The organism is Brevundimonas sp. (assembly GCF_044336875.1).
Classification (GTDB): Bacteria; Pseudomonadota; Alphaproteobacteria; order Caulobacterales; family Caulobacteraceae; genus Brevundimonas.
In genome coordinates this window covers 72,977-96,509 of sequence record NZ_JBIIOP010000005.1, presented here as the reverse complement: position 1 = coordinate 96,509, position 23,533 = coordinate 72,977, and the positions used below count along the sequence as shown (strand labels likewise).

The following is a 23,533-nucleotide window of genomic DNA, read 5'->3' as shown; positions in this document are numbered from 1 at the left end:
GGCGGATGAGCATCGACATCCTCGCGATCGGCCTCCCCGCCCTCGCCGACAAGCTGCTGACCGAGTGCGCCCCCGCCCTCGGCTGGACCCTGCATCGCCCCGGCCCGGACGGCCTGCCGCCGCCGGAGGTCGCCGACCGGATCACGGCCGTCGCCGCCTCCGGGGCCACGACCGTCGACGCCCGGCTGATCGACGCCCTGCCGGCGCTGAAGATCATCTCGGTCCATGCGGTCGGTTACGACCTGACCGACGTCGCCCATGCTCGGTCGCGCGGCGTGGTCGTCACCCATACGCCCGACGTTCTGAACGACGACGTCGCCGATCTGGCCGTGCTTCTGGCCCTGTCGGTTCTGCGCAGGCTGACCGTGGTCGACGCCTATGTCCGCGCCGGCCGCTGGGCCGCCGAAGGGCCGCCGCCCCTGTCGCGCAGCGCCACCGGCCTGCGCTACGGCGTCCTGGGCCTGGGCCGGATCGGCCAGGCCATCGCCCGGCGGCTGGAGCCCTTCGCCGGGGACATCGCCTATCACACCCGCCGACCGGTCGCGGACGCGCCGTGGCGGCACGTTCCGGACCTGGTGGCGCTGGCGTCGGCGGTCGACGTGCTGATCGTCATCGTGCCCGGCGGGGACGCCACCCGGGGCCTAGTCTCGGCCGAGGTTCTGGAGGCGCTGGGCCCGACCGGCGTCCTGGTCAATGTCGCGCGCGGCGAGGTGGTGGACCAGGACGCCCTGGTCGCCGCCCTGGCCGCTGGTCGACTGGGCGGCGCGGGTCTGGATGTCTTCGCCGACGAGCCGAACGTGCCCCAGGCCCTGATCGACAGCGATCGCTGCGTCCTGACGCCCCACGTCGCCTCGGCCACGGTCCAGACGCGCAACGCCATGGCCGAACTGATGATGTCCAATCTGGAGGCCGTCCTGGCGGACAGGCCGCCGGTCACCCCGGTTCCGGGCTGACCTACTGGCCGGGCCGCGCCGGCCTGGCGGGCCGCGTCGGCGTGATCGGTTGCGGCGCGGCGAGGTTGCGGCCAAGGGCCTGGGGCTGGTCCAGGACGGGATAGCTGATCGGCAGGGGACAGTTGTTCTGGTCGCGTCGGTCCAGCAGCAGATATTTCCGCACCTGCCCGTCGTCGAGCGAGCGATCCAGCCGCACCGCCGGGCCGTTCGCGTCTTCCGCCTCGATCAGGAGATTGTCGCAGCGCGCCCTCTCATGATTGACGTTCCACGCCATGGCCTGATCGACCATCGGCGCCCGGGGAACCCGCCTCGCATCGTCGGGCGGGTCCAGCATCAGGGGCGCCAGAATGAGCAAGGCCAGCATCGGATCCTCCCGTTTCGGACCCGATGTTAGACCTGCAACCGCGGATTGACTAGATGGCCTTGATCGCCCCGCCGTCCAGCCGGATCAGCGACCCGGTGACATAGGCCGCTAGCGGACTGGCCAGGAAGGCGGCGACGGCGCCGAACTCCTCGGTCGTGCCGATACGACCGACGGGGATGGTCTTGACGGATTCCGCACGGGCTTCCTGGGGCGTCGTGCCCGTGCGTTCGGCCGTCGCCTTGTCCAGGCGTTCGATGCGCGGGGTGTCGATCCGGCCGGGCAGCAGGGTGTTGACCGTCACCCCGTCCGGCCCGACCTCGTTGGCCAGGGTCTTGGCCCAGGCGGCGACCGAGGCCCTCAGGGTGTTGGACACGCCCAGGGCGGCCGAAGGCTCGACCACGGTGATCGAGGCGACGTTGAGGATGCGTCCCCAGCCGGCGGCCCGCATCCGTGGCAGCACCCGGTCGGTCAGGCGGAAGATCGACAAGACCATCGACTCGAAATGATCACGCCAGACCGACGGATCCAGGTTCGACACGCCCGACGGCGGCGGGCCGCCGGTGTTGTTCAGCAGGATCTCGATATGGCCGCCCAGCAGTTCCTCGGCCAGGTCGGCGGCTTTCAGCAGGGCCTCGTGGTCGGCCAGGTCGGCCGTGACGATCACCGCCTTGCCCGGACCCATGGCGTTCAGCTCGTCCGCTACGAGCTGAAGGGTGGTCGCGTCGCGCGACAGCAGGGCGACATGGGCGCCTTCGGCCACCAGAGCTGTTGCGACGGCGCGACCGAGCCCGGAGGAGCCGCCGCAGACGAGGGCGCGTTTGCGGGCGAGTTTCAGGTCCATGGTCGGCTCCGTGTGTCTGGTCAGGTCTCGGATATCGGGCGTCCGGCCTCCCGACGCAACGCGGCGTTAACCGACGCGGCGCACCTTCATCCCCATGCGGCCGCCAGCAGCCGTCTGGACAGGCCGGGGAGGGCCGGCCCATGTCGACCAAGATGACCTCGAGCGTGCGTCGCCACAGCGACCATTTCGAACCCCAGGACACCGATCCGCACGAACAGCGCCGTCTGCGCGGCCAACTGGAGCAGATCGACTACGCCGCCTATGTCGCCAACAAGGAGCTGATCGGTCAGGCCTTGACCGGCCTGGACGCCGGATCCCTGCAGAAACTGGCCGTCATGACCGCCGGCGCCCGCGCCAAATGGGGTGCGGAGGCGCTGCGGCTGGCTCATTCGGGATCCCCGGTCACCGCCGACCAGGTCGCGCGCCTGACCGCCGCCCGCACCGCCTACGACGAACTGGCCGAAGCCTACGAAGCCCTGCGCCGCATGGTCGAGCGCGGCTATGTCGCGCTGAAATAGATTTTCCGAAAAGCCGCCTGGTGGAGCCGAGGGGAGTCGAACCCCTGACCTCGTCATTGCGAACGACGCGCTCTACCAACTGAGCTACGGCCCCGTTTCCAGTGCTGGACCGGGCCTCCAGGCGAGGGCGGGACATAGAAGGCGGGCGGGCCAGGTGTCAACGGCCTTGTGCGCGCAAATGAAGCAGGGCCGTGAGGGGCGTTGTCTGAGGGGCCCCGGACGGGCTAGAAGCGCCGTTCGCTCGGAGCAGGAGAAGCGTCCATGGGTTTCGCCATCGTCTGGCTGGTCAACGCCGTCATCAGTCTGATGATCTGGTTCATCATCGCCCAGGCGATCCTGAGCTGGCTGGTCGCGTTCGACGTCGTCAACTATCGCAACCGCTTCGTCTATTCGGTCGGCACCTTCCTGGACCGGGTCACCGCGCCGTTGCTGGAGCCGTTCCGCCGCATCATTCCGAACCTGGGCGGGATCGACATCTCGCCGATCGTGGTCATCCTGCTGCTGCAGTTCGCCAGCGTGCTGTTCAATCGCGCCGCCGCGCCGGCCTTGATCGGTCTGTTGGGCTGAGGCCCATTCCGAGAGGTCGGGCGGACACGGGCGGCGGGATTCTGGCGGCGAAGCGCGATTCCGCCCTTGCGCCGATCCGCTGGGTTCCTAAAGGTGCCCGCCCCGACCATTATTGACCACGGTTCATGAGCACGATCACCACAGTCGCCGTCCTGGGCGCCGGACAGATGGGCGCAGGCATCGCCCATGCGGTGGCGCTGGGCGGCTATTCGGTTCGGCTCTACGACGTGGCCGCCGCCCGGCTGCCGCTGGCCCAGGGCGAGATCGCCGCCAGTCTGGCGCGCCATGTCGGCCGGGGTCTGGTCAGCCAGGCCGACGCCGACGCCGCCCTGGCCCGCATCACCGTGACCGATGTGATCGCCGACGCCGTCGCCGGCGCCGACCTGGTCATCGAGGCCGCGCTGGAGGACGAGGCGGTCAAGAAGGCGGTCTATGCCCAGGTCGCGCCCCATCTGGGCCCGCAGACCCTGCTGGCCTCGAACACCTCGTCTATTTCGATCACCCGCCTGGCGTCGGCCTCCGACCGGCCCGACCGGTTCATCGGCCTGCACTTCATGAAGCCGGCCCCGATCATGAAACTGGTCGAGATCGTGCGCGGCATCGCCACCTCGGCCGAAACCCATTCCGCGGCCGTCGCCTTCGCCGAGAGCCTGGGCAAGACGACCACGGACGCCGAGGACTTCCCCGCCTTCATCGTCAACCGCATCCTGGTGCCGATGATGAACGAGGCCATCTTCGCCCTGTACGAAGGGGTCGGGAACGTCGCCTCGATCGACAAGGCCCTGCGCCTGGGCGCCAATCATCCGATGGGGCCGCTGGAGCTGGCCGACTTCATGGGGCTGGACGTGGTCCTGGCCATCATGAACGTGCTGTACGACGGTCTGGCCGACAGCAAATACCGGCCCTGCCCGCTGCTGGTGAAATATGTCGAAGCCGGCTGGCTGGGCCGCAAGAGCGGCCGCGGCTTCTATGACTATTCCGGCGAGACCCCGGTGCCGACGCGATGAGCCGGTTCGAGACCTATTCGGACCTGCCGGGACAGGCGACCATCCATTCGCGGCCGGCGCCCCTGTACCCGATCCTGGCCTCTCTGGCGGGCGCGGCATGGCCGCCGCTGCTGCTGACCCTGCCGTTCTGGCCGCCGCACGCGATCGCGGCGGGGCGTGATCTGGACTGGCGGCTGATGGTGCTGCTGGTCGGACTGGTCGCCGTGCCGCTGGGCCTCTGGCGGATCATCGTCGAACGCCGGCGCGACGGCCGGCCTGGCACCCGCCTGGGCGTGGTCTGGCGCTTCATGTTGTTCGGCGGTCTGGTCGCAGCTGTGCTGCAGGTGGTCTTGGCCCTGGGCATGGTGGCGGCGGGCTGGCTCGAGGCCGGCGACTTCATGCAGGCCCTGGGCGCGACCGAGACGACCCTGCTGATCTTCGGCGTCGGCGGTCTGCCCATCGCCATGATCGTGGGCGTCAGCTATGCACTCTGGGCGGGTCTTTGCGCCGCCTTCATCGCTTTCGAGGCGAGGCCGGCGGTCAAGGACAGATTGGGTCTGATGCCCAAGGGCTGAGGATCTCGCTGCAAGGATTGGGGGATCCAGATGGCGGCCGAAGACATTCACACACAGCCGGCTCTGGCGCCGAGTCCCGCCCTGGCGCCGGTCGGGCCGAAACAGCGGATCGCTCCGCTGGACCTGATCCGCGGCCTGGCCATCCTGGGCATTCTGGCGGTCAATGTCGGCGGTTTCGCCGTGACCATGTCCGCCTATGGCAACGCCGAGCTCTGGCCCTTCCCCGACGAAGGCTGGTCGGCGCTGTCGATCTGGATCGTGGACGCCTTCTTCCACCAGAAGTTCATCACCCTGTTCTCGATGCTGTTCGGGGTGTCTCTGTATCTGGTCGGCGGAGAGCGTGGGGACAGGCCGCGCGGCAAGCTGTTGCGGCGGCGACTGTTCTGGATGTTCGTCTTCGCCCTGCTGCATGGCCTGGCGATCTGGTGGGGCGATGTGCTGCTGCTGTATGCCTGGTCCGGCCTGTTCGTCATGTTCGCCCGTTCCTGGCGGCCGCGCACCCTCTTCATCCTGGGCGTGATCCTGTACGGCCTGTTCACCGCGTTGCAGATCGTCGGACCGCTGACGCTTCAGTTCGCTCCGCCCGAGACCCAGGCGGAGGTGATGGCCCAGCTGCACCCCAGCGCCGAGCGGATCGCCGAGGTCCGGGCCCAGTTCGCCGACGCCGCCGGGTCGCTGGCCGGGGCCTATCGTCAGAATTTCGCGGGTTGGGTCGCCCTGCAACTGCCCAGCGTCCTGGCCTTCGTCTTTCCCACCGTCGGCCTGATGATGATCGGCCTGGGTCTGTTCAAGACCGGCTTCTTCAAGGGCGAGCGCGGCGTCGGCGTCTATGTCGTGACCCTGGTCGTCGGCGCGGCCGCCCTGGCGGTGGTGGTGTGGCTGACCTGGCAGGACCAGATGGCGGGCGCCAAATTCCTTTGGGCCGGCGGGGTCGAGGGGCTGCTCAATCCGCTGGTCAGCCTGGGCTATGCGGCGGTGCTGATCCTGTTGTGGAAGGGAGGGGCGGCCCGGTTTCTGTCGCCCTTGGCCGCCGCCGGGCGGATGGCCTTCACCAACTATCTGACCCAGTCCCTGATCATGACCACCATCTTCTACGGCGGGCGCGGCCTGGGGCTGATGGGCCAGGTCGATCGGCCCGCCCTGTGGGGCATGGTGATCGCGATCTGGATCCTTCAACTGATCTGGTCGCCGCTGTGGCTGTCGAGGTTCAGCATGGGGCCGCTGGAATGGGTCTGGCGCTGCCTGACCTACGGCCGTCTGGTGCCGATCCGAAAAGAAGTCTGACGCCGCTTTTATCGCAGGCGCGAAGGGATTAACTGGGGGCCATGGCCGCCCCGGATACTCCCGCCGAAACCTTCAAGCGCGCCCTGGGTCACGCGGCCCGGGCCTTGGCCGAACAGCCCGAACTGGAGGTGTTGTTCGGTTCGGAGGGGCCCCGTCTGGTCGGCGGCGTCCTGACCCTGCCGCATCCGCCGCGCGATCCCTCGGGGCCCGAGAGCGCCTCGCTGCGCGGGCAGGCCGACCGACTGGCCTTGCGCCTGGCCAATCACGACGAGACGATCAACGCCCGGATGCGGCCGCTCGACAGCAAGGCAGCGGAGGTGTTCGACGCCGTCGAACAGGCGCGGGTCGAGGCCGTGGGTTCCGAATATCTGGCCGGCGTGCGCGACAATCTGGGCGCCGCCCTGATCACCCGACTGGAGAAGACCGGCGCCCTGCGCGTCGCCGAGGCGGACCGGGTGCCGGTGTCCGAGGCCGTGGCGCTTCTGGTGCGCGAACGTCTGACCGGCCGTCAGGCGCCTGACGGCGCAAAGGCCATGCTGGATCTGGTCCGCGCCAATATCGAGGCCAGGGCCGGCGCAAAGCTGGACGCCCTGGCCGCGACCGCCGGCGATCAGGAAGCCTTCGCCGAGAAGATGCGGGAGGTGCTGCGCGCCCTGGATCTGGACCCCGGAGACGGACGGGGCGACGACGCTTCCGAGGATCCCAGCGAAGAAGAACCCGATCCGCAGGAGCCGGAGGCCCAGGACGACGCCGATCAGGACGACGAGGAACAGGACGGCGGCGAAGGCGGCCAGTCGATGGAGGGCGATTCCGACGACCCCTCCGCCGAACAGGAACGCGAGAGCCGGCCGGAGGGCGCGCCCGCCGATCCGGACGGCGACGGCTCCGAGGACGGTCCCGAACTGAACGAGGGCCAGCAGCCCAACCGCCAGCAGAACGCCGACGACGGGCGGGCGGTCGACTTCTACCGCGTCTTCACCACGGCCTATGACGAGGTGGTGGACGCCGCCGACCTGTGCGACCCGATGGAGCTGGACCGGCTGCGCAACCTGCTGGACCAGCAATTGACCATTCTCTCCAGCGTGGTCTCGCGTCTGGCCAACAAGCTGCAGCGGCGCCTGCTGGCCCAGCAGAACCGATCCTGGATGTTCGATCTGGAAGAGGGGATGCTGGATACGGCCCGACTGACGCGGATCGTCACCGACCCGACCGCCCCCCTGTCGTTCAAGGCCGAGAGCGAGAGCCCGTTCCGCGATACGGTGGTGACCCTGCTGCTCGACAATTCGGGCTCGATGCGCGGTCGGCCGATCATGGTGGCGGCGGTCTGCGCCGACATCCTGGCGCGGACGCTGGAGCGGTGCGGGGTCAAGGTCGAGATCCTGGGCTTCACCACGCGCGCCTGGAAGGGCGGGCAGAGCCGCGAGGCCTGGATCAGCGCCGGCAAGCCCGCCAATCCGGGCCGCCTGAACGACCTGCGCCATATCATCTACAAGGCCGCCGATGCGCCTTGGCGCCGGGCCAAGAAGAACCTGGGCCTGATGATGCGAGAAGGCCTGCTGAAGGAGAATATCGACGGCGAGGCCCTGCAGTGGGCGCACGGCCGCCTGCTGGCGCGCACCGAACAGCGCCGCATCCTGATGGTGATTTCCGACGGCTCACCGGTGGACGACTCGACCCAGAGCGCCAACGCCGCCCTTTATCTGGACAAACACCTGCGTCAGGTCATCGCCGAGATCGAGAACCGGTCGCCGGTCGAGCTTCTGGCCATCGGCATCGGCCACGACGTGACCCGCTGGTACCGCAAGGCCCTGACCATCGTCGATGTGGAACAGCTGGCCGGCGCCATGACCGAGAAGCTGGCCGAACTGTTCGAGACCGAGCCCGCCGCCGGTCCGGCCCGCCGAACGCGCAGGAAGCTGGCGGCGTGAACTCGCCCGCCGCGAAGTTCCGTCGTCTGGGCGTCGTCTGGGCCGCTCTGGCCCTGACCGCCTGCGCCGCCTCGCTGGGCGCGCCGGCGCCGGACGCCCGGCCCGAGAACGGCTGGACCGCCGTGGGCGCGCAGCTGAAACAGGTCGGCCTGGGCTTCCCTGGCGGGGCGCGGCTGGCGGGCAATGTGGATTACGCCGGCGGGATCGAGATCGTTGCGACCCCCACCTCGCCGCTGCACAGCCTGTCGGACCTGAAACTGACCGGCGACGGCGGCGTCGTCACCGTGTCGGACACCGGCGATCTGGTGCGCGCCGATCTTCGTCTGGACGCTGCGGGCCGTCTGGTCGGTCTTGACCGATTCCGTTCACGGCGACTGACCCTGCAGGACGGAAAACCGATTGCGGACAAGCAGGACGGCGACGCCGAGGGCCTGGCCGTCACCGACGGCGGCGACCTGTTGGTCAGTTTTGAACGCAAGCATCGGATCTGGAACTACGGCCCGCTGGCGGCCCTGAACGCCGCGCCGCGCGCCCTGCGCATCCCCGGCTTCGCCTTCGCCGAGAACGACGGCATGGAAGGCCTGTCCGCCGCGCCCAATGGTTGGCGCGTAGCGGGCGAGGCGGGCGGTCTGTGGGACTGTTCGCCTGCCCGCTGCGTCGAGGTGACGCCGCCGCCCGCGACGCCGGTCCCGACCGAACAGTACCGGATCACCGGCATGGATCGCGACCCGTCCGGCGACGGCTGGTATGTGGTCGAGCGCCTGTTCCGACTGCCCTTCGACGCCCGCGCCCGCATTCGCCGCATGGCGCCGGACGGGACGCTGGGGCCTGTGCTGGTCGAGCTGAAACTGCCCGGCACGACCGACAATTTCGAGGGGATCGCCGCCGAGGCGCGCCACGGGGCGACGCGCCTCTACATCCTGTCCGACGACAATTTCAATCCGGCCCAGCGCACCCTGATGCTGGCCTTCGACGTCCGCTAGGGAGAAAACTCAGGCCGCGCCGGCCCACTGGGTCGCCAGGGGGGCTTCCTCGGTGGCCTGCAGGGCCTGGACGAAGTCGTCGCGCCAGATGCCGACATCGGTGTCGCGCACCACCTGCATCAGGGCCTCCCATTTCCGGATCCGTTCGGCCAGAGGCATGGTGAGCGCCTTCTGGATGGCGTCCGACAACTCCTCGCGGCTATAGGGATTGACCAGCAGGGCCTCCCGCATCTGCTCGGCCGCCCCGGCGAAGCGCGACAGGATCAGCACGCCCGGATCCTCGGGATTCTGGGCGCAGACATATTCCTTGGCCACCAGATTCATGCCGTCGCGCAGCGGCGTCACCAGCCCGACCTTGGACGCGCGATAGATGCCCGCCAACTGGTCGCGGCGATAGGTGCGGTTCAGATAACGGATCGGTTGCCAGTCCATGTCGGCGAAGGCGCCGTTGACCCGCCCGGCCAGGGAATCCAGCCGCGCCCGCAGATCCTGATAGGAGTCCACGTCGTCGCGCGAGATCGGCGTGACCTGCAGCAGGAAGACCTCGCCCCTCATCGACGGGTTGTCGTGCAGGAACTGCTCGTAGCCCAGCAGCCGCTCCTCCAGCCCCTTGGAATAGTCCAGCCGGTCGACGCCGACGATCATGGCCCGAAAGGCCGCCGAGGCCGCCATCCGGTCATAGGTGCGGGCGCCCAGGGTCGAGTTCCGCGCCTGCAGGAAGCCGTCCACGTCGATGCCGATGGGGAAGACGCCGGTCTGGACCCGCCGCCCGAAACATTCCAGTCCGCCGTGACCGAACAGCTCGCCCTGGGCCTCGCTGACCACATAGTCGGTGAACAGGTCGCTCCATTCACGGGTGTGGAAGCCGATCAGGTCGAAGTCGAACATCGACTCCACCAGGCGACGGTGATGGGGCAGGGTGACCAGCAGCTGGCGGGCCGGCCAGGGGGTGTGCAGGAAGAAGCCGATCCGATTCTTCACGCCAAGGCGGCGCAGATCCCGCGCCATCGGGATCATGTGATAGTCGTGGATCCAGATGATGTCGTCCGGCTCGATCACCGGAGCCAGGACCTCGGCGAAGCGGCGGTTCACCCGCTCGTAGCCCTCGCCATAGGTCCGCTCATACTGGGCCAGATCGATCCGATGGTGGAACAGGGGCCAAAGGGTCTTGTTGGCGTAGCCGTTGTAATATTCGTCGACGTCCTGGGGCTCCAGATCGACCAGGCCGACAGTGACCCCGGCCCGATCCTCGACCTTCATCTCGCCGGTGAATTCCTCGACCGTCTCGCCGGACCAGCCGAACCACAGTCCATCGTATTTTCGCAGGGCGGCGGACAGGGCCATGGCCAGGCCGCCGGCGGAGCCTGCGGCCGGGTCTGTGGGGGCGGAGACCCGATTGGATACGACGATTAGACGACTCATGACTTCACTTTGGCGGCGACCCCAGCCCTGGGGCCAAACACGGCGTTCGGCGAGTTAACGCACATCGGTCCAGGAACGGCTCAACATCACGGCGCAATTGATGATGCCGACCAGGGAATAGGTCTGGGGGTAGTTGCCCCACAATTCGCCGTCTTCGATCGATATGTCCTCGCTCAGCAGACCGGCATGGGTCCTGCGACCCAGCATTTCCTCGAAGATCTCGCGCGCCTCATCGACGCGTCCGTTCTGATAGAGGGCCTCGATGAACCAGAAGGTGCAGAAGTTGAACGCTGTTTCCGGCGCGCCGAAATCGTCCGGCTCGACGTAGCGGAACAGGTGGCTGCCCTTCTTCAGGTCGCGCTCGATGGCGTCGAAGGTGGCGACCTGGCGCGGATCGTGGGCGTCAAGGAAGCCCAGGTCTGTCATCTGCAGCAGAGAGGCGTCCAGCTCGGTCCCGCCATAGCTGGCGGCGAACCGGCCCTCTTCGGGCAGATAGGCCTCTTTCTCGATCCGTTGGCGGATGATGTCGGCGCGGGTGCGCCAGGTGTCGGCGCGCCCGGTCAGGCCCAGATGGTCCGCCGCCTTGGCCAGGCGGTCGCAGGCGGCCCAGCACATGACCGACGAATAGGTGTGGACCCGGGCGATGGTGCGGAACTCCCACAGGCCGGCGTCGGTCTGGTCGTGCATGGCGAAGGCCCGCTCGCCGACCTTTTCCAGAGCGTAGAAGTCGTCGATGGTGCCGGGCCGCAGCAGGCGCTGGTCATAGAAGGACTGGACCAGCGGCAGGACGATCTGTCCGTACACGTCGTGCTGCAGATGTTCGTGGGCCTGGTTGCCGATCCGCACGGGCTTCATGCCGCGATAGCCCTCGACCGTGTCGACGATGCTCTCGCCGATGCCGGGCTCCAGCCCCACGCCATAGACGGGCTGGACGTGGCCGCCGGCGGAATCGTCGACCAGGTTCCTCAGATAGACGAGGTAGTTCTCCAAGATATCGACCGCGCCCAGACGGTTCAGCGCCCGCACCGTATAATAGGCGTCGCGGATCCAGCAGTAGCGATAGTCCCAGTTGCGCCCGCTCTCCCTGAACTCCGGCACCGAAGTCGTCATGGCGGCGACGATGGCCCCCGTCTCCTCATAGGCGCAGAGCTTCAAGGTGATGGCCGCGCGGATGACCGCGTCCTGATAGTCGAGCGGCAGATAGAGTTTGCGCACCCACTCCTGCCAATAGGCGACGGTGCGATCCAGGGCGACCTGGACGCCCGGACCGACGTCCTGATCATAGCCCTCGTCCGGGCCGAAGAAGAAGGCGTGCTGGCGCTCCAGCCGGAAGACCCGCTCGTCCAGCACATGCGACACCGGGCAGTCGGTGGTCAGTCGGAAGGTCACGTCCGGGCAGATGAAGCGGATATGGTTCGAGCCGGATGTATGGGGCGCGGGCTTGGCGCCCCAGTCGGCCGACGGCCGCAGCCGGATGCGGATGCGCGGCGTTCCCTCCAGCGGCCGGACGATCCGCCCGAACGCCAGGGGGCGATAGGTGCGCGAATGTTTCGGATGGCGCGGCGCGAAGTCGATGATCTCGACCGATGCGCCGTCCTCGGCCGTCAGGACGGTGCGCAGCACCGGCGTATTGCGGACATAGGCCTGGCTGACGTGTTTCAGCCCCTCCAGTTCGACGGACCAGTAGCCGTGGTCCGGATCCTCGCCGTTCATCAGGGCCGAAAAGACCGGATCGCCGTCCACGCGCGGGGCGCAGGCCCAGACGAACCGACCCTGGCGGTCGATCAGGGCGCTGATGGCGCAGTTGCCGATGGGGAAGAGGTCGAGATTGGGCTTCATGGAATCAGGCCTCCGCCACGGCTTCAAGCCAGGTCAGGACGGCGTCGACGTCGTCCAGTCGATAACGGGCTGCGGTCTTGCGCTGCGGCCCGACCAGCACGCCATAGCCGCCCAGGGCGGCGGCGGCTTCGAAGCCGTATTCATCGGTCAGGTCATCGCCCAGCATGACGGGGATTGCGCCCTTGAAGGCGTCGTCCTGCATGAATTCGGTCACGGCGGTTCCCTTGTCTGCGCCGGGCGTCTTCAGTTCCAGGACCATATGGCCGGGCTGCAGAGACAGGCCGGTCTCGGCCTGAAGCAGATGCGCCAGATCCCTGGCGGCGGCGGCCTGATCCGGCGCCTGACGGTAATGCAGACCGGCTGACACGCTCTTGTCCTCGACGATCATGCCGGGGCGTTCGGCGGCGAAGGCCTTGAAGGCAGCCAGGGCGCGCGCCACGCCGGGATCGGGTTCGCCGCGCCGGATCGAACCGTCCTTCAGTCGACGCTCCAATCCGTGCACGCCCGAAGCCGAGGTCAGGGCATGGTCGGAAATCCGGTCGATCTCCAAGATGGTCCGGCCGCTGACGATAGCGACGCGGCCGCCCAGCCGCGCCTCGACCGCCTTCAGGGCGGCGGTGCGTCGCGCGACCGGCCCTACAGCGTCCGGCGTCGGCGCCATCGGCGCCAGGACCCCGTCCATGTCGAGGAACAGGGCGATCCCGTCCGCGCGGACGGGCGGCGCGGCGAGCAACAGATCGGCAGATCCGGCGTGAGACGGCATGTGGACTTGAACTCTTTTCGACTTCCCCGAGGTCACCTAACGCGCCAGTCCGGCAAAGGTTGACCCGAAAGCGACAAAGTCGTCTGAAAGGTCAGGTTGCGCGCTTCGTCGGGATGGGGCAGATCGCGCGCCTCGCACCAAGGAGAGCCCGACGACGGGCCTGCAGACTATGACCGAGATCGTCCATTCGTCGCCCGAAGACATCGCCGTGATGACCGACCGCGCCCGCGAGGTGATGCGGCTGAACATCGAGGCCCTGGAGGCTCTGGAGCGGTCCATCGACGTCTCCATGGCCCGCGCCGTCGACGTGATCATGAGCCGCCCCGGCTATGTGGTCGTGACCGGCATGGGCAAGTCGGGCCATATCGGCGGCAAGATCGCCGCCACCCTGGCCTCGACCGGCACCAACGCCTTCTTCGTCCATCCCGCCGAGATGAGCCACGGCGACCTGGGCATGCTGCGGCCCGACGTGACGGTCCTGGCCATCTCCAATTCGGGCGAGAGCCGCGAATTGCGCGACCCGCTGATCTATTGCCAGCGCAACGGCATTCCGGTGATCGCCATCACCCAGCGCCCGACCAGCTTCCTTGGCCGCAACGCCGCTGTCTGCCTGACCATGCCCAAGGTGGCCGAGGCCTGCCCCAACGGCCTGGCGCCGACCACCTCGACCCTGATGACCCTGGCCCTGGGCGACGCTCTGGCCATGGTGTTGATGGACCGCCGCCAATTCAGCGCCATGGACTTCGGTCTGCACCACCCGGGCGGCGCCCTGGGCATGAGCCTGCAAAGCGTGCGCGAATGGATGGGCGACAACGCCGCCGCCCCCGCCAGCGTGCCGCTGAACGCCAGCTTCAGCGCGGTCGTCTCGGCCATCACCGAGGGGCGCAAGGGCGCGGTCGCCGTGCTGAATCCCGATGGAACCCTGGCCGGGATCGTCACCGACGGCGACCTTCGCCGCGCCTTCCAGCGCGACATCACCGGCCTGACGGCCGCCGACATCATGGGCGCCAACCCGATCACCGTCGATCCGGACGCCCGGATGAGCGACGTCGTCGATCTCTTGAGCGCCAACAAGATCTCCAACCTGTTCGTGGTCGAGGACGGGCGGCCGACCGCCATCGTCCACATCGCCGAACTGATGCAGGCCGGCTACGTCGCCTGAGGGCCGGACCATGCGCATCCTTTACGACGCCAGTCGGCTGATGAGCCGGGCCGACCGTTCCGCCCCGACAGGCGTGGACCGGGTCTGTCTGGCCTACGCCGAGTGGCTGCTGTCGCGGCCGGATGTGACCGTCATTCCGGTGCGCGGCCGCAAAGGGCGACTGGTCGCGGTCAAGGGCGACTGGTTCCGACGCTTCATCCTCGACCTGCGCACGCGCTGGAACGGCGCCGAAAACGCATCCGGCGATCCGGCACACGAGGCGCGTCTGCTGGCCGCCCTCACGGCTTCGACCCGGCCTGCCGCCTCGGTGATCAGCCCGCCGCCCGAGCCAGTCCCGGCCAGGCCCGCCGCCAAGAGTCGGGTGTTCAAACAGTTCTTTCGGTCGCGCCATGTCGCCGCCCTGCCGTCGGCCGATCTCTATCTGAACGTGGGCCACACCACCCTGCACGACCCGGCCGCCCTGCATGAGCTGGAGACGATGGGCGTAGAGCGGGTGGTCCTGATCCACGACCTGATCCCCGTCACCCATCCCGAGTTCTGCCGCCCTGGCGACGGAGACAAACATCACGACCGCGTGGCCAACACCCTTCGTCACGCCAGCCGGATCATCGTCAACTCGGCCTATACGGGGGACGAACTGCGCGCCTTCGCCTCGTGCGAGGGCCTGCCGCAGCCGCCGGTCCACGTCGCCCATCTCGGGCTGGAGCCCGCCTTCGTCGCCGGCGAGGCGGTCGCGACGACCCGCCCCTATTTCGTCCATGTCGGCACCATAGAGGCGCGCAAGAACCTGGCCTTTCTGCTGGCTCTGTGGCGACGGCTTGAAGAGCGGATGGGCCCGGACGCCCCTTCCCTGGTTCTGGTCGGTCGTTACGGCTGGGAGAACGAGGCGGTGCTGGACCATCTGGAACGGTCGCCTAATCTGCGCGGTCTGGTGCACCAGGCGTCCGACGTGTCCGATGTCCTGCTGACGAGGCTGATGCGCGGCGCGCGAGCGGTCCTGGCGCCGTCCTCGGTCGAGGGATTCGACCTTCCGGCCGTCGAGGCGAGGGCCATGGGCGTGCCGCTGATAGCCTCTGACATTCCGCCGCACCGAGAGCTGACGCCGGATGCGACCTTGATCGATCCCCTCGACGGGCCAGGCTGGATCGCGGCCGTCGAACTGGCGACGCGGACCGCGCCCAAGGCCTCGACCGCCTATGCCGCGCCCGACTGGCCCGGGCATTTCGATATCGTGGCCCAGGCGATCGGCCTGCCCGCCGTTTCGCCTCTGGCGGGTGCGCCCAAAGGCTTGTAATCAATCCGCGAACAAGGGCCGTCTCGCTTCATGACTCGCACCATCCTGCCGCTTGCCATCGTCGCCATTCTGGGCGGCTGCTCCACTTTGCCGCGCGACGGGCCCTCCGGGGCATCTATTAATGCGGGCGCGGCGGCGGCGGCGCGCGAGGGCAGCTATGCGCTGGTGCCTCTGACTTATGAAGTCACTGAGCGTATCAAAATGGTGCCGCCACAGTTCTTCGGCACTCTGGTGGCCGCGTCCAGCGAGCAGGCGGTCGATTTGATCGGCGAGGGCGATACGCTTTCTGTGTCGATCTATGATCCGAGCGGCGGCCTGTTCGGCGGCGCGCTTGGCAGTGCAGTCGGGGGAGTCGCGCCGACTTTGGGGGGCGCGCAGGCGTTGCAGGGCCTGACCGTGGATCGTAGTGGCTCGGTCGCCGTACCCTTCGCCGGCCAAGTGCGCGTCGAGGGCCTGACCCCGCCTCAGGCGGCAGCCGCCATCCGCCGCGCCCTGGTGGGCAAGGTCGCTAATCCGCAGGTCCTGGTCGGCATCGCTGCCAACGCCTCCAACACCGTCAATGTCTTCGGCGACGTGCGCCGTCCCGGCCGCGCGCCTCTGGGCGTCAGCAGCGACCGCATCCTCGACGTCATCGCGGCGGCCGGCGGCTCGGCGCGCGAGACTGACGATCTGACCATCAGCATCCAGCGCGGCGGCCAGACCTATCTGGCGCCGATGACGGCGGTGACGACCGAGTTCAACGAGAACGTCCGCCTGCAGCGTGGCGATGTCATCAATGTCCAATACAAGCCGCGCCGCTTCTCGACCTTCGGCGCCCTGAACGCCGTGACCCAGGTCGACATGCCGGCCGGTCCGATGACCCTGACGGGGGCCATGTCCAAGGTCGGCGGCCTGAACACCAATACCGCCAACGCGCGCCGCGTCATGGTCTTCCGCTTCGAGCGGCCGGAAGTGGCCCAGGCCCTGGGCATTACCCAGCCGGCGACGCCGAAGGGGGTGCCGGTGGTCTATCAGCTGGACTTCAATGACGCCGCCAACGTCTTCGCCGCCACCAATATGCAGATCATGCCGGAAGACGTGATCTATGTGCCTCTGGCCGGCGCCGCCGAGATGCGCAAATTCTTCGAGGTGGTTCAGAGCCTGACTCGTGTCGTCTATGATGTGTCGGTGACCAGCACGCTCAATAACTGATTTCATGAAGGGCTGGCGCATCCTGCTGTCCCGTCTGGCGGACGGCGCGCGCCGGCCTTCGGCCGTCAATGACACACCGGACGTCGATCCGTTCGACCGTCCGGAAACAGCCGAGTCCGCACCGCCGGAAGCGCTCGCCTCGGCGCTCGACGAAATCGAGGCCGGCGCGCTGGAGGTCTATGCGGCGGCGGGCCTGCCGACGCAGCCCGGCCATTATCGCAAGGATCCGAACGCCGCCGACTGGACCTTTATCGGCGCGTCCGTCTCGCCCGAGGACCGGTTCGCCCTGGTTTTGGCCCATACGTCCGACGCGGGCTGGCGGTTCGCGCGGCTGCAGGACCTGGGGGCCAGGTCGGGGCGGCCGGATCTGGTTGCGGCTTCGCGCCTGCTGAATGAAATCGCCGATCTTCGCGTCGCGCGTCGGGGCGTATTGACCGACGATCACCTGCTCGCGGCCATGGAACTGGGCGGCGCCTGGCGCGCCCTGCGGGATTCCAGGGCCCGGAGGGCGTCGCGCCTGACCCTGACGGTTCCGGACGCCGATCCCCCCGCTTCCGCCGCCGCGCCGAAGAAGCGCCGCGCCAGGCGCGACAAGTCGGTAAAGCCGCGCTAGGAACGCGACCTCCCCGAACGCCAGAGGTTTCGAATGCCCGACGCCCCAGAATATCCGCCCGAGACCCGTCCGGTCGGCCGCATCATCGCCATGCCGGCGGACACCAATCCCGAAGGCGACATCTTCGGCGGTTGGTTGCTGGCGCAGATGGACGTGGCGGGCGCCACCCCGGCCTTCGAACTGGCCCAGGGCCGCTGCGCCACCGTGGCCCTGGACGGCATGGTCTTCCATCAGCCTGTCGCGGTCGGCGACGAGGTCAGCATCTACGCCGACGTCATCGGCTCGGGCCGGACCTCGATCCGCGTCCACGTCGAGGCCTGGAAGCGTGCGCGGGGCCAGCCCCTGGCCACCTCGGTCCGCGTCACCGAGGGCGTCTTCACCTATGTGGCCATCGACCAGAACCGCAAGCCGCGCCCCCTGCCGGGCAAGGAATAGGGCGCGACAAACCCGACCCGCAGGGTCGGAAATCTTGACCTGACGCCGGGGCGGGCCTACGTCCCGGCCATGGCCATTCGTCGCATCCTCACCATAGACATCCCCGCCGACCTGGCGATCCTGAAGCAGGTGTCCAAGCCCGTCGCGGCCGTGGACGCCGCCGTGCGCGCCCTGATGGACGACATGCTGGACACCATGTACGACGCGCCGGGCATCGGTCTGGCCGCCGTGCAGATCGGCGCTCTGGACCGCGTGATCGTCATGGACCTGGGCGATCGCGACGGAACCGTCTGCGAGACCGAGGAAGAGGATACGCCCGAAGCGGCCGAGGCGCGCAAGAACCCGCGCTTCTTCGCCAATCCGGAAATCCTGTGGACCTCGGACGAGCTTTACACCTACGAAGAGGGCTGCCTGTCGATCCCCGAGTATTTCGACAAGGTGGAACGCCCAGCCCGCGTCCGCATTCGCTATCTGAACCGCGAGGGCCAGTCGGTGGAGGAGGAGGCCGAGGGTCTCTACGCTGTCTGCATCCAGCACGAGATGGACCATTTGAACGGCGTGCTCTTCATCGACCACCTGTCGCGGCTGAAGCGGGATCGCGCCGTGACCAAGGTCAAGAAGGCCGCGCGCGACAGGATCGCCGCCTGATGACCAAGATCAACACCCGCCCTGACCCCATCGCCCGCGCGGCGCGGCGCATCGCCCCGTCGATTCCCCGCGGCCAGTCGCTGATCATCGATTCCTCGGGCCGTCGTCGCCTGACCCGCAATCAGAAGATCGGCGTGGCCAGCGTGGCGACCTTGGCCGGGGTGGCCCTGCTGGGCGTGGTGGCGGGTCTGCTGCTGGACAAGTTGCTGGACTTCGACGACGCCCTGGATGCGGGCGGCGAGTGGGACGAGGGCGGCGGCGTCTTCACCCGCTGGCAGTAAGCGCCGCAAACCTCTAAAGGCGTGCCCATGCGCCTTGCCTTCATGGGAACTCCCGACTTCGCCGTGCCGTCTCTGGCCGAGCTGATCGCCTCGGGTCACGAGATCGTCGCCGTCTATTCGCAGCCGCCGCGCCCCAGGGGCCGGGGCCAGAAGCTGACGCCGTCGCCGGTTCACGCCTTCGCCGAGACCATGGGCCTGCCCGTCTTCACGCCCGAGAGCCTGAAGGACCCGGAGGCGATCGACATCTTCAGGAGCCTGGACCTCGACGCCGCCTGCGTCGTCGCCTACGGCCAGATCCTGAAAACCGAGGTGCTGGAGGCGCCCCGCCTGGGCTGTCTGAACCTGCACGGCTCCCTGCTGCCGCGCTGGCGCGGGGCCGCCCCGATCCAGCGGGCGATCATGGCCGGGGACAGGCAGACCGGCGTCCAGATCATGCAGATGAGCCTGGGCCTGGACGAAGGCCCCATCCTGCTCAGCGAACTGATGGACATCCTGCCCGACGACACGGCCGCCACCCTGTCGGAACGGATGGCCCATGTCGGCGCCGGCCTGTGGCCCCGCGCCCTGGCCGCCATCGAACGGGGCGGCGTGACCCCTTCGGAACAGGTCGGCGAGCCGACCTATGCGAAGAAGATCACACCAGCCGAGGCCCGGATCGACTGGACCCGCCCGGCGGCCGAAATCGACGCCCATATCCGCGGCCTGTCGCCCTTCCCCGGCGCCTGGTTCGAGGCGCCGTCAGAGACCGGTCCTGTGCGGGTGAAGGTCCTGCTGTCGGCCCTGGCGCCCGGGGCCGGCGCGCCGGGCCAGACTCTGGACGACGGCCTGACCGTAGCCTGCGGCAAGGGTGCGGTGCGTCTGATCCGCGTCCAGCGCGAGGGCAAGGCGGCCCAGTCGGCCGAGGAGATGCTGCGCGGCTTTGCCCTGCCGGCCGGGACCGTGCTCGGCTGATGCCGCGCTACAAGCTGACCCTCGAATACGACGGCACGGCCTATAACGGCTTCCAGGCCCAAGACGGCCAGCCGACAGTCCAGGGCGCGTTGGAGACGGCCATCCACGCCTTCTCGGGCGAGCGGATCCGCATCGCCGCCGCCGGCCGCACCGACACCGGCGTCCACGCCACGGCCCAGGTGATCCACGCCGATCTGGAGCGCGACTGGCCGGTCGATACGGTGCTGAACGCGATGAACGCCCATCTGGTGCGCGAGGACGTCTGCATCCTGTCGGCCGAGCTTGCGCCCGATCCCGACTGGCACGCCCGTTTCTCGGCCACGGGCCGGGGCTATCTATACCGGATCCTGAACCGCCGCCCTCAGCCGGTGCTGGAGCGGGACCGGGTTTGGCACGTCAAGAAGACCCTGGACGCCGAGGCCATGCACCACGCGGCCCAGGTCCTGGTCGGCCATCACGACTTCACCACCTTCCGCGACGTGGCCTGCCAGTCCAAGTCCCCGGTCAAGTCGCTGGACGTGGCCCGCGTCACCCGTTTCGGCGAGGAGGTCCATCTGGTCTTCCAGGCCCGCAGCTTCCTGCACCGTCAGGTCCGCTCGATGGCCGGCACCCTGGTCGAGGTCGGCCTGGGTCGCTGGACCGCCCACGACGTCAAGGCGGCGTTGGAGGCGAGGGACCGCGCCCGGTGCGGTCCCGTCGCCCCCTCGGCGGGGCTCTATCTCAGCGGCGTGCGCTACGACTGAGCCCCGCTTGCGGGGCTATCAGCCGCGCTGCTGCACCAGGACCTCGGCGATCTGGACGGCGTTCAGGGCGGCGCCCTTCCTCAGATTGTCGTTGGAGACGAACAGGGCCAGGCCGTGTTCGACGGTCGGATCGGGGCGGATGCGACCGACGAAGACCGGGTCCTTGCCCGTGGCCTCCAGCGGGTTCGGCACGGCGGTCACCACCACGCCCGGCGCCTGACCCAGCAGTTCCAGCGCCTGGGTCGCGGACAGGGGGCGCTCGAACTCGACATTGATCGACAGGGAGTGGCCGGTGAAGACCGGCACCCGGACGCAGGTGCCCGAGACCGGCAGGCCAGGGATTTCCAGGATCTTGCGGCTCTCGTCGCGCAGCTTCAGCTCCTCGTCCGTATAGCCGTCCTCACCCAGCACATAGTTCAGGGCCACGACATTGGCGGCGATCGGCACGACCCACTTCTCGGGCGCGCCGAAGTCGGCGGCGGCGCCGTCGCGGGCCAGATCCGCTCCCTTGCCGACGGCGGCGCGGGACTGGTCTTCCAGCACGCGAATGCCCTCGACCCCGCCGCCCGACACGGCCTGATAGGTCGAGACGGTCAGACGCTTCAGACCGGCGGCGTCGTGCAGGGGCTTCAGCACCGGCATGGCGGCCATGGTGGTGCAGTTGGGATTGGCGATGATCCCCTTGGGCAGGGTCGCGAGCGCATGGGGGTTCACCTCGGCGACCACCAGCGGCACCTCGGGGTCCGAGCGCCAGGCCGAGGAATTGTCGATCACCACGGCGCCGGCCGCCGCCACCCTGGGCGCCAGGGCCTTGGACGTATCGCCGCCCGCCGAGAAGAAGACGATGTCCAGCCCGGCGTAGTCCGCCGTCGCCGCGTCCTCGACCACGATGTCGGTCTCGCCGAAACGGACCGTCTTGCCGGCCGACCGGGCCGAGGCGAACAGGCGCAGCGAGGCCAGGGGGAAGTTCCGCTCGGCCAACAGGCCGCGCATCATCTCGCCGACCAGGCCGGTGGCGCCGACGATGCCGACGTTGGGGCCGACATGGGGAGGGTTGGACGGGGAAAAGGACATTCAGGCGTCTCCAGAAACTAGGGGAGGCGCGGGGTGTCGGCCGGATCGACCGCCCCGCGCATCGGCGGGGCTTGGGATCGGGTTGGCGCTAGACCGTGCGCGCACCCGAAACCGCCCCGCCGAAGCCGGTGGTTTTCGAGGTAATCGCTTTGGTCATAGGCGTGTTCACGGCGCGGTCTCTAGGGGCGAAAATCGGTCCTGTAAACCGCCGGATCGAAAATGAAGTCGCGCCGGGCCGATCAGAACGCCCGCTTCGCGCAACAATCGCGCCGTCCGAGCGGGCGGCTCACAGATCCAGATGCAGGAACTGGCTGAAATCATTGGCCTCATATCCGGCGAACGGGCCGCCGTCGACGAAGCCGCGCCGCCGGTACATCGCCAGGGCCGGTTCGAAGGCGTCGCCTCGGCCGGTCTCAAGGCTCAGCCGCTTCACGCCCGCCATCCGCGCCGTCTCGATGATCCGTTCCAGCAGCACAGCCGCCACGCCGCGCCGCAGATGGTCGGGATGGGTCCGCATCGACTTCACCTCGGCCTGATCCGCATCGATCAGCTTCAGCGCCCCGATCCCCGCCAGGGCCTCGCCGTCCCAGGCGCTCCAGACGGTGATGTTCGGCTGCAGCAGGCCGGTCAGGTCCAGGGCATGGACGTGACAGGCCGGAGAACTGGCGTGCATGCCCGACAGGTGGAAGGTCAACAGGGCGCGCACCGCCTCCCCGCTCAGATCATCGACTTGCAGGGCGAACACGAGACGAACCTCCGGCGGCATGAGTGGCTTCACCCATCATAACACCGGCCCGAAGCGTGGCGATAAGGTCAAGCTTTAGGGGCTTTCGACGGCGCGTGTCTGCCGCCCCTCAGGCTCAGACCTTCGACAGGATCAGCGTGCCGTTGGTGCCGCCGAAGCCGAAGCTGTTGGACATGACGTGGGTCAGTTCGCCGTCATGGCGCTGGCGCAGGATCGGCATGCCTTCGAAGGCCGGATCGAGGTTTTCGATATGGGCGCTCTCGGCGGCGAAACCGTTCTGCATCATCAGCAGGCAGTAGATGGCTTCCTGGGCCCCCGCCGCGCCGAGCGAGTGGCCCGTCAGCGACTTGGTCGAGGAGATCATCGGCATCTGGTCGCCGAAGACGGTGCGCACGGCCTCCATCTCCTTGGAGTCCCCGACCGGGGTCGAGGTGCCGTGCGGGTTCAGATAGTCGATCTTGGGATTGCCGGCCTGCTCCAGCGCGATCTTCATGCAGCGCTGGGCGCCTTCGCCCGAAGGGGCGACCATGTCGTAGCCGTCGGCGTTGGCGCCGTATCCGGTGACCTCGGCGTAGATGGTCGCGCCGCGCGCCTTGGCCCGCTCGTACTCCTCCAGCACCACGATGCCGGCCCCGCCGGCGATGACGAAGCCGTCGCGGGCGGCGTCATAGGCGCGCGAGGCGACCGACGGGGTCGCATTGAAGTCGGAAGACATGGCGCCCATGGCGTCGAACATGTTCGACATGGACCAGTCGATGTCCTCGCAGCCGCCGGCGAAGACCACGTCCTGCTTGCCCCACTGGATCTGTTCGACCCCGGCACCGATGCAGTGAGCCGAGGTCGCGCAGGCCGAGCTGATCGAATAGTTGACGCCGCGCATCTGGAACCAGGTCGACAGGACCGCCGACGGGCCGCTGGCCATGGCCTTGGGCACGGCGAACGGGCCGATGCGCTTGGGCGAGCCGCGCTCGACCGTCGTGGCCGCCGCCTGCAGGATCACCTGGGTCGAGGGGCCGCCCTCGCCGACGATCAGGCCGATACGGTCGTCCTTGATCTCGTCGGCGGTCATGCCCGACGATTTCAGCGCCTCTTCGAAGGCGATGTGCGCCCAGGCCGTGCCGTTGGCCAGGAAGCGGGCGGCGCGGCGGTCGACCAACTCCTCCCACGGGCCGATCTTGGGCGGCGCCCAGACCTGGCTGCGGAAGCCGTATTTGGCGTGATCCGCCGCATGGACGACGCCCGAACGGGCCTCACGCAGGGATTGGGTGACCTCCTCGGCGCCGTGGCCGATGGAGGAGACGATGCCCAGGCCGGTGACGACGACACGACGCATGGTGTTTCCTTCTGATGCTTATCGACCCGGGGGTCTTCCG

25 protein-coding genes and 1 tRNA gene are annotated in these 23,533 nt (G+C 68.4%); 17 read left to right on the top strand and 9 right to left on the bottom strand.

The features are described from left to right. Positions 1 to 5 precede the first annotated feature (5 nt). Positions 6 to 953 carry a 2-hydroxyacid dehydrogenase gene (locus ACIQ1T_RS08760; protein ID WP_395944154.1) on the top strand — a complete coding sequence of 316 codons (948 nt, stop codon included), beginning with the start codon at positions 6 to 8 and terminating at the stop codon, positions 951 to 953. 1 nt (position 954) lies between these two features. Here ACIQ1T_RS08760 and ACIQ1T_RS08755 read toward each other — a convergent pair whose 3' ends face one another. Both ACIQ1T_RS08755 and ACIQ1T_RS08750 read right to left on the bottom strand, forming a co-directional pair. Continuing rightward, entirely contained in the window at positions 955 to 1,317 is a 363-nt protein-coding gene (locus ACIQ1T_RS08755; protein ID WP_395944153.1) for a hypothetical protein, read from the bottom strand. Positions 1,318 to 1,366: 49 nt separating this feature from the next. Next, positions 1,367 to 2,158, bottom strand: a complete 792-nt coding sequence (locus tag ACIQ1T_RS08750) for an SDR family oxidoreductase (RefSeq protein ID WP_395944152.1) — start codon at positions 2,156 to 2,158, stop codon at positions 1,367 to 1,369. Between the two features lie 140 nt (positions 2,159 to 2,298). On the opposite strand from ACIQ1T_RS08750, the gene ACIQ1T_RS08745 reads away from it, so the two are divergent. Further along, positions 2,299 to 2,676, top strand: coding sequence for a hypothetical protein (locus tag ACIQ1T_RS08745; RefSeq protein ID WP_395944151.1), 378 nt, complete (start codon positions 2,299 to 2,301; stop codon positions 2,674 to 2,676). Positions 2,677 to 2,694: 18 nt separating this feature from the next. Here the strand turns inward: ACIQ1T_RS08745 and ACIQ1T_RS08740 are convergent. Continuing rightward, positions 2,695 to 2,770: transfer RNA gene (locus ACIQ1T_RS08740), tRNA-Ala, on the bottom strand. 167 nt (positions 2,771 to 2,937) lie between these two features. Here ACIQ1T_RS08740 and ACIQ1T_RS08735 point away from each other — a divergent pair. From ACIQ1T_RS08735 to ACIQ1T_RS08710, 6 genes are all read left to right on the top strand, one after another. After that, positions 2,938 to 3,243 (top strand): YggT family protein, encoded by a 306-nt coding sequence (locus tag ACIQ1T_RS08735; RefSeq protein WP_395944150.1) that lies wholly within the window; start codon positions 2,938 to 2,940, stop codon positions 3,241 to 3,243. Positions 3,244 to 3,368: 125 nt separating this feature from the next. Beyond that, on the top strand, positions 3,369 to 4,250 hold the full coding sequence (locus tag ACIQ1T_RS08730; protein ID WP_395944149.1) for a 3-hydroxybutyryl-CoA dehydrogenase: 882 nt from the start codon (positions 3,369 to 3,371) through the stop codon (positions 4,248 to 4,250). Next, the gene (locus tag ACIQ1T_RS08725) at positions 4,247 to 4,804 is read left to right on the top strand and encodes a phthalate transporter (protein WP_395944148.1); all 558 of its coding nucleotides are present in this window, start codon (positions 4,247 to 4,249) and stop codon (positions 4,802 to 4,804) included. Before ACIQ1T_RS08730 ends, ACIQ1T_RS08725 begins: the two co-directional genes overlap by 4 nt. A 30-nt stretch (positions 4,805 to 4,834) precedes the next feature. Then, complete coding sequence (locus ACIQ1T_RS08720) at positions 4,835 to 6,088, top strand: DUF418 domain-containing protein (protein ID WP_395944147.1); 1,254 nt, start codon at positions 4,835 to 4,837, stop codon at positions 6,086 to 6,088. 41 nt (positions 6,089 to 6,129) lie between these two features. Further along, the gene (cobT, locus tag ACIQ1T_RS08715; RefSeq protein WP_395944146.1) at positions 6,130 to 8,016 is read left to right on the top strand and encodes a cobaltochelatase subunit CobT; all 1,887 of its coding nucleotides are present in this window, start codon (positions 6,130 to 6,132) and stop codon (positions 8,014 to 8,016) included. Beyond that, positions 8,013 to 8,999: an esterase-like activity of phytase family protein gene (locus ACIQ1T_RS08710; RefSeq protein ID WP_395944145.1), complete on the top strand. Its 987-nt coding sequence runs from the start codon at positions 8,013 to 8,015 to the stop codon at positions 8,997 to 8,999. Before cobT ends, ACIQ1T_RS08710 begins: the two co-directional genes overlap by 4 nt. A 9-nt stretch (positions 9,000 to 9,008) precedes the next feature. Here the strand turns inward: ACIQ1T_RS08710 and ACIQ1T_RS08705 are convergent, their stop codons facing one another. The 3 genes from ACIQ1T_RS08705 to otsB are packed head-to-tail and all read right to left on the bottom strand — an operon-like array spanning position 9,009 to position 13,023. Continuing rightward, positions 9,009 to 10,421: a trehalose-6-phosphate synthase gene (locus tag ACIQ1T_RS08705; RefSeq protein ID WP_395944144.1), complete on the bottom strand. Its 1,413-nt coding sequence runs from the start codon at positions 10,419 to 10,421 to the stop codon at positions 9,009 to 9,011. Between the two features lie 54 nt (positions 10,422 to 10,475). Continuing rightward, positions 10,476 to 12,260 carry a glycoside hydrolase family 15 protein gene (locus ACIQ1T_RS08700; RefSeq protein ID WP_395944143.1) on the bottom strand — a complete coding sequence of 595 codons (1,785 nt, stop codon included), beginning with the start codon at positions 12,258 to 12,260 and terminating at the stop codon, positions 10,476 to 10,478. A gap of 4 nt (positions 12,261 to 12,264) precedes the next feature. Further along, complete coding sequence (otsB, locus tag ACIQ1T_RS08695) at positions 12,265 to 13,023, bottom strand: trehalose-phosphatase (protein WP_395944142.1); 759 nt, start codon at positions 13,021 to 13,023, stop codon at positions 12,265 to 12,267. 169 nt (positions 13,024 to 13,192) lie between these two features. On the opposite strand from otsB, the gene ACIQ1T_RS08690 reads away from it, so the two are divergent. The 9 genes from ACIQ1T_RS08690 (at position 13,193) to truA (ending at position 20,341) form a co-directional block, all read left to right on the top strand. Beyond that, positions 13,193 to 14,185 (top strand): SIS domain-containing protein, encoded by a 993-nt coding sequence (locus ACIQ1T_RS08690; RefSeq protein ID WP_395944141.1) that lies wholly within the window; start codon positions 13,193 to 13,195, stop codon positions 14,183 to 14,185. Positions 14,186 to 14,195: 10 nt separating this feature from the next. After that, a complete protein-coding gene (locus ACIQ1T_RS08685) occupies positions 14,196 to 15,479 on the top strand; it encodes a glycosyltransferase family 4 protein (RefSeq protein WP_395944140.1) in 1,284 nt (427 codons plus the stop codon). Positions 15,480 to 15,509: 30 nt separating this feature from the next. Continuing rightward, positions 15,510 to 16,670: a polysaccharide biosynthesis/export family protein gene (locus tag ACIQ1T_RS08680; RefSeq protein WP_395944139.1), complete on the top strand. Its 1,161-nt coding sequence runs from the start codon at positions 15,510 to 15,512 to the stop codon at positions 16,668 to 16,670. A gap of 4 nt (positions 16,671 to 16,674) precedes the next feature. Then, complete coding sequence (locus ACIQ1T_RS08675) at positions 16,675 to 17,283, top strand: hypothetical protein (RefSeq protein WP_395944138.1); 609 nt, start codon at positions 16,675 to 16,677, stop codon at positions 17,281 to 17,283. A gap of 33 nt (positions 17,284 to 17,316) precedes the next feature. Next, positions 17,317 to 17,718 (top strand): acyl-CoA thioesterase, encoded by a 402-nt coding sequence (locus tag ACIQ1T_RS08670; RefSeq protein WP_395944137.1) that lies wholly within the window; start codon positions 17,317 to 17,319, stop codon positions 17,716 to 17,718. Positions 17,719 to 17,787: 69 nt separating this feature from the next. After that, the gene (gene def, locus ACIQ1T_RS08665; protein ID WP_395944136.1) at positions 17,788 to 18,366 is read left to right on the top strand and encodes a peptide deformylase; all 579 of its coding nucleotides are present in this window, start codon (positions 17,788 to 17,790) and stop codon (positions 18,364 to 18,366) included. Further along, the gene (locus ACIQ1T_RS08660; RefSeq protein WP_395944135.1) at positions 18,366 to 18,647 is read left to right on the top strand and encodes a hypothetical protein; all 282 of its coding nucleotides are present in this window, start codon (positions 18,366 to 18,368) and stop codon (positions 18,645 to 18,647) included. The genes def and ACIQ1T_RS08660 overlap by 1 nt, the downstream gene beginning before the upstream one ends. A 27-nt stretch (positions 18,648 to 18,674) precedes the next feature. Then, complete coding sequence (gene fmt / locus ACIQ1T_RS08655; RefSeq protein ID WP_395944134.1) at positions 18,675 to 19,598, top strand: methionyl-tRNA formyltransferase; 924 nt, start codon at positions 18,675 to 18,677, stop codon at positions 19,596 to 19,598. Further along, positions 19,598 to 20,341 (top strand): tRNA pseudouridine(38-40) synthase TruA, encoded by a 744-nt coding sequence (gene truA, locus ACIQ1T_RS08650; RefSeq protein ID WP_395944133.1) that lies wholly within the window; start codon positions 19,598 to 19,600, stop codon positions 20,339 to 20,341. The genes fmt and truA overlap by 1 nt, the downstream gene beginning before the upstream one ends. Before the next feature lie 18 nt (positions 20,342 to 20,359). Here truA and ACIQ1T_RS08645 read toward each other — a convergent pair whose 3' ends face one another. The 3 genes from ACIQ1T_RS08645 to fabB form a co-directional block, all read right to left on the bottom strand. Beyond that, positions 20,360 to 21,415 (bottom strand): aspartate-semialdehyde dehydrogenase, encoded by a 1,056-nt coding sequence (locus tag ACIQ1T_RS08645; RefSeq protein ID WP_395944132.1) that lies wholly within the window; start codon positions 21,413 to 21,415, stop codon positions 20,360 to 20,362. 286 nt (positions 21,416 to 21,701) lie between these two features. Further along, positions 21,702 to 22,160, bottom strand: coding sequence for a GNAT family N-acetyltransferase (locus ACIQ1T_RS08640; protein WP_395944131.1), 459 nt, complete (start codon positions 22,158 to 22,160; stop codon positions 21,702 to 21,704). 115 nt (positions 22,161 to 22,275) lie between these two features. Beyond that, complete coding sequence (gene fabB, locus ACIQ1T_RS08635; RefSeq protein ID WP_395944130.1) at positions 22,276 to 23,493, bottom strand: beta-ketoacyl-ACP synthase I; 1,218 nt, start codon at positions 23,491 to 23,493, stop codon at positions 22,276 to 22,278. Positions 23,494 to 23,533: the final 40 nt, after the last annotated feature.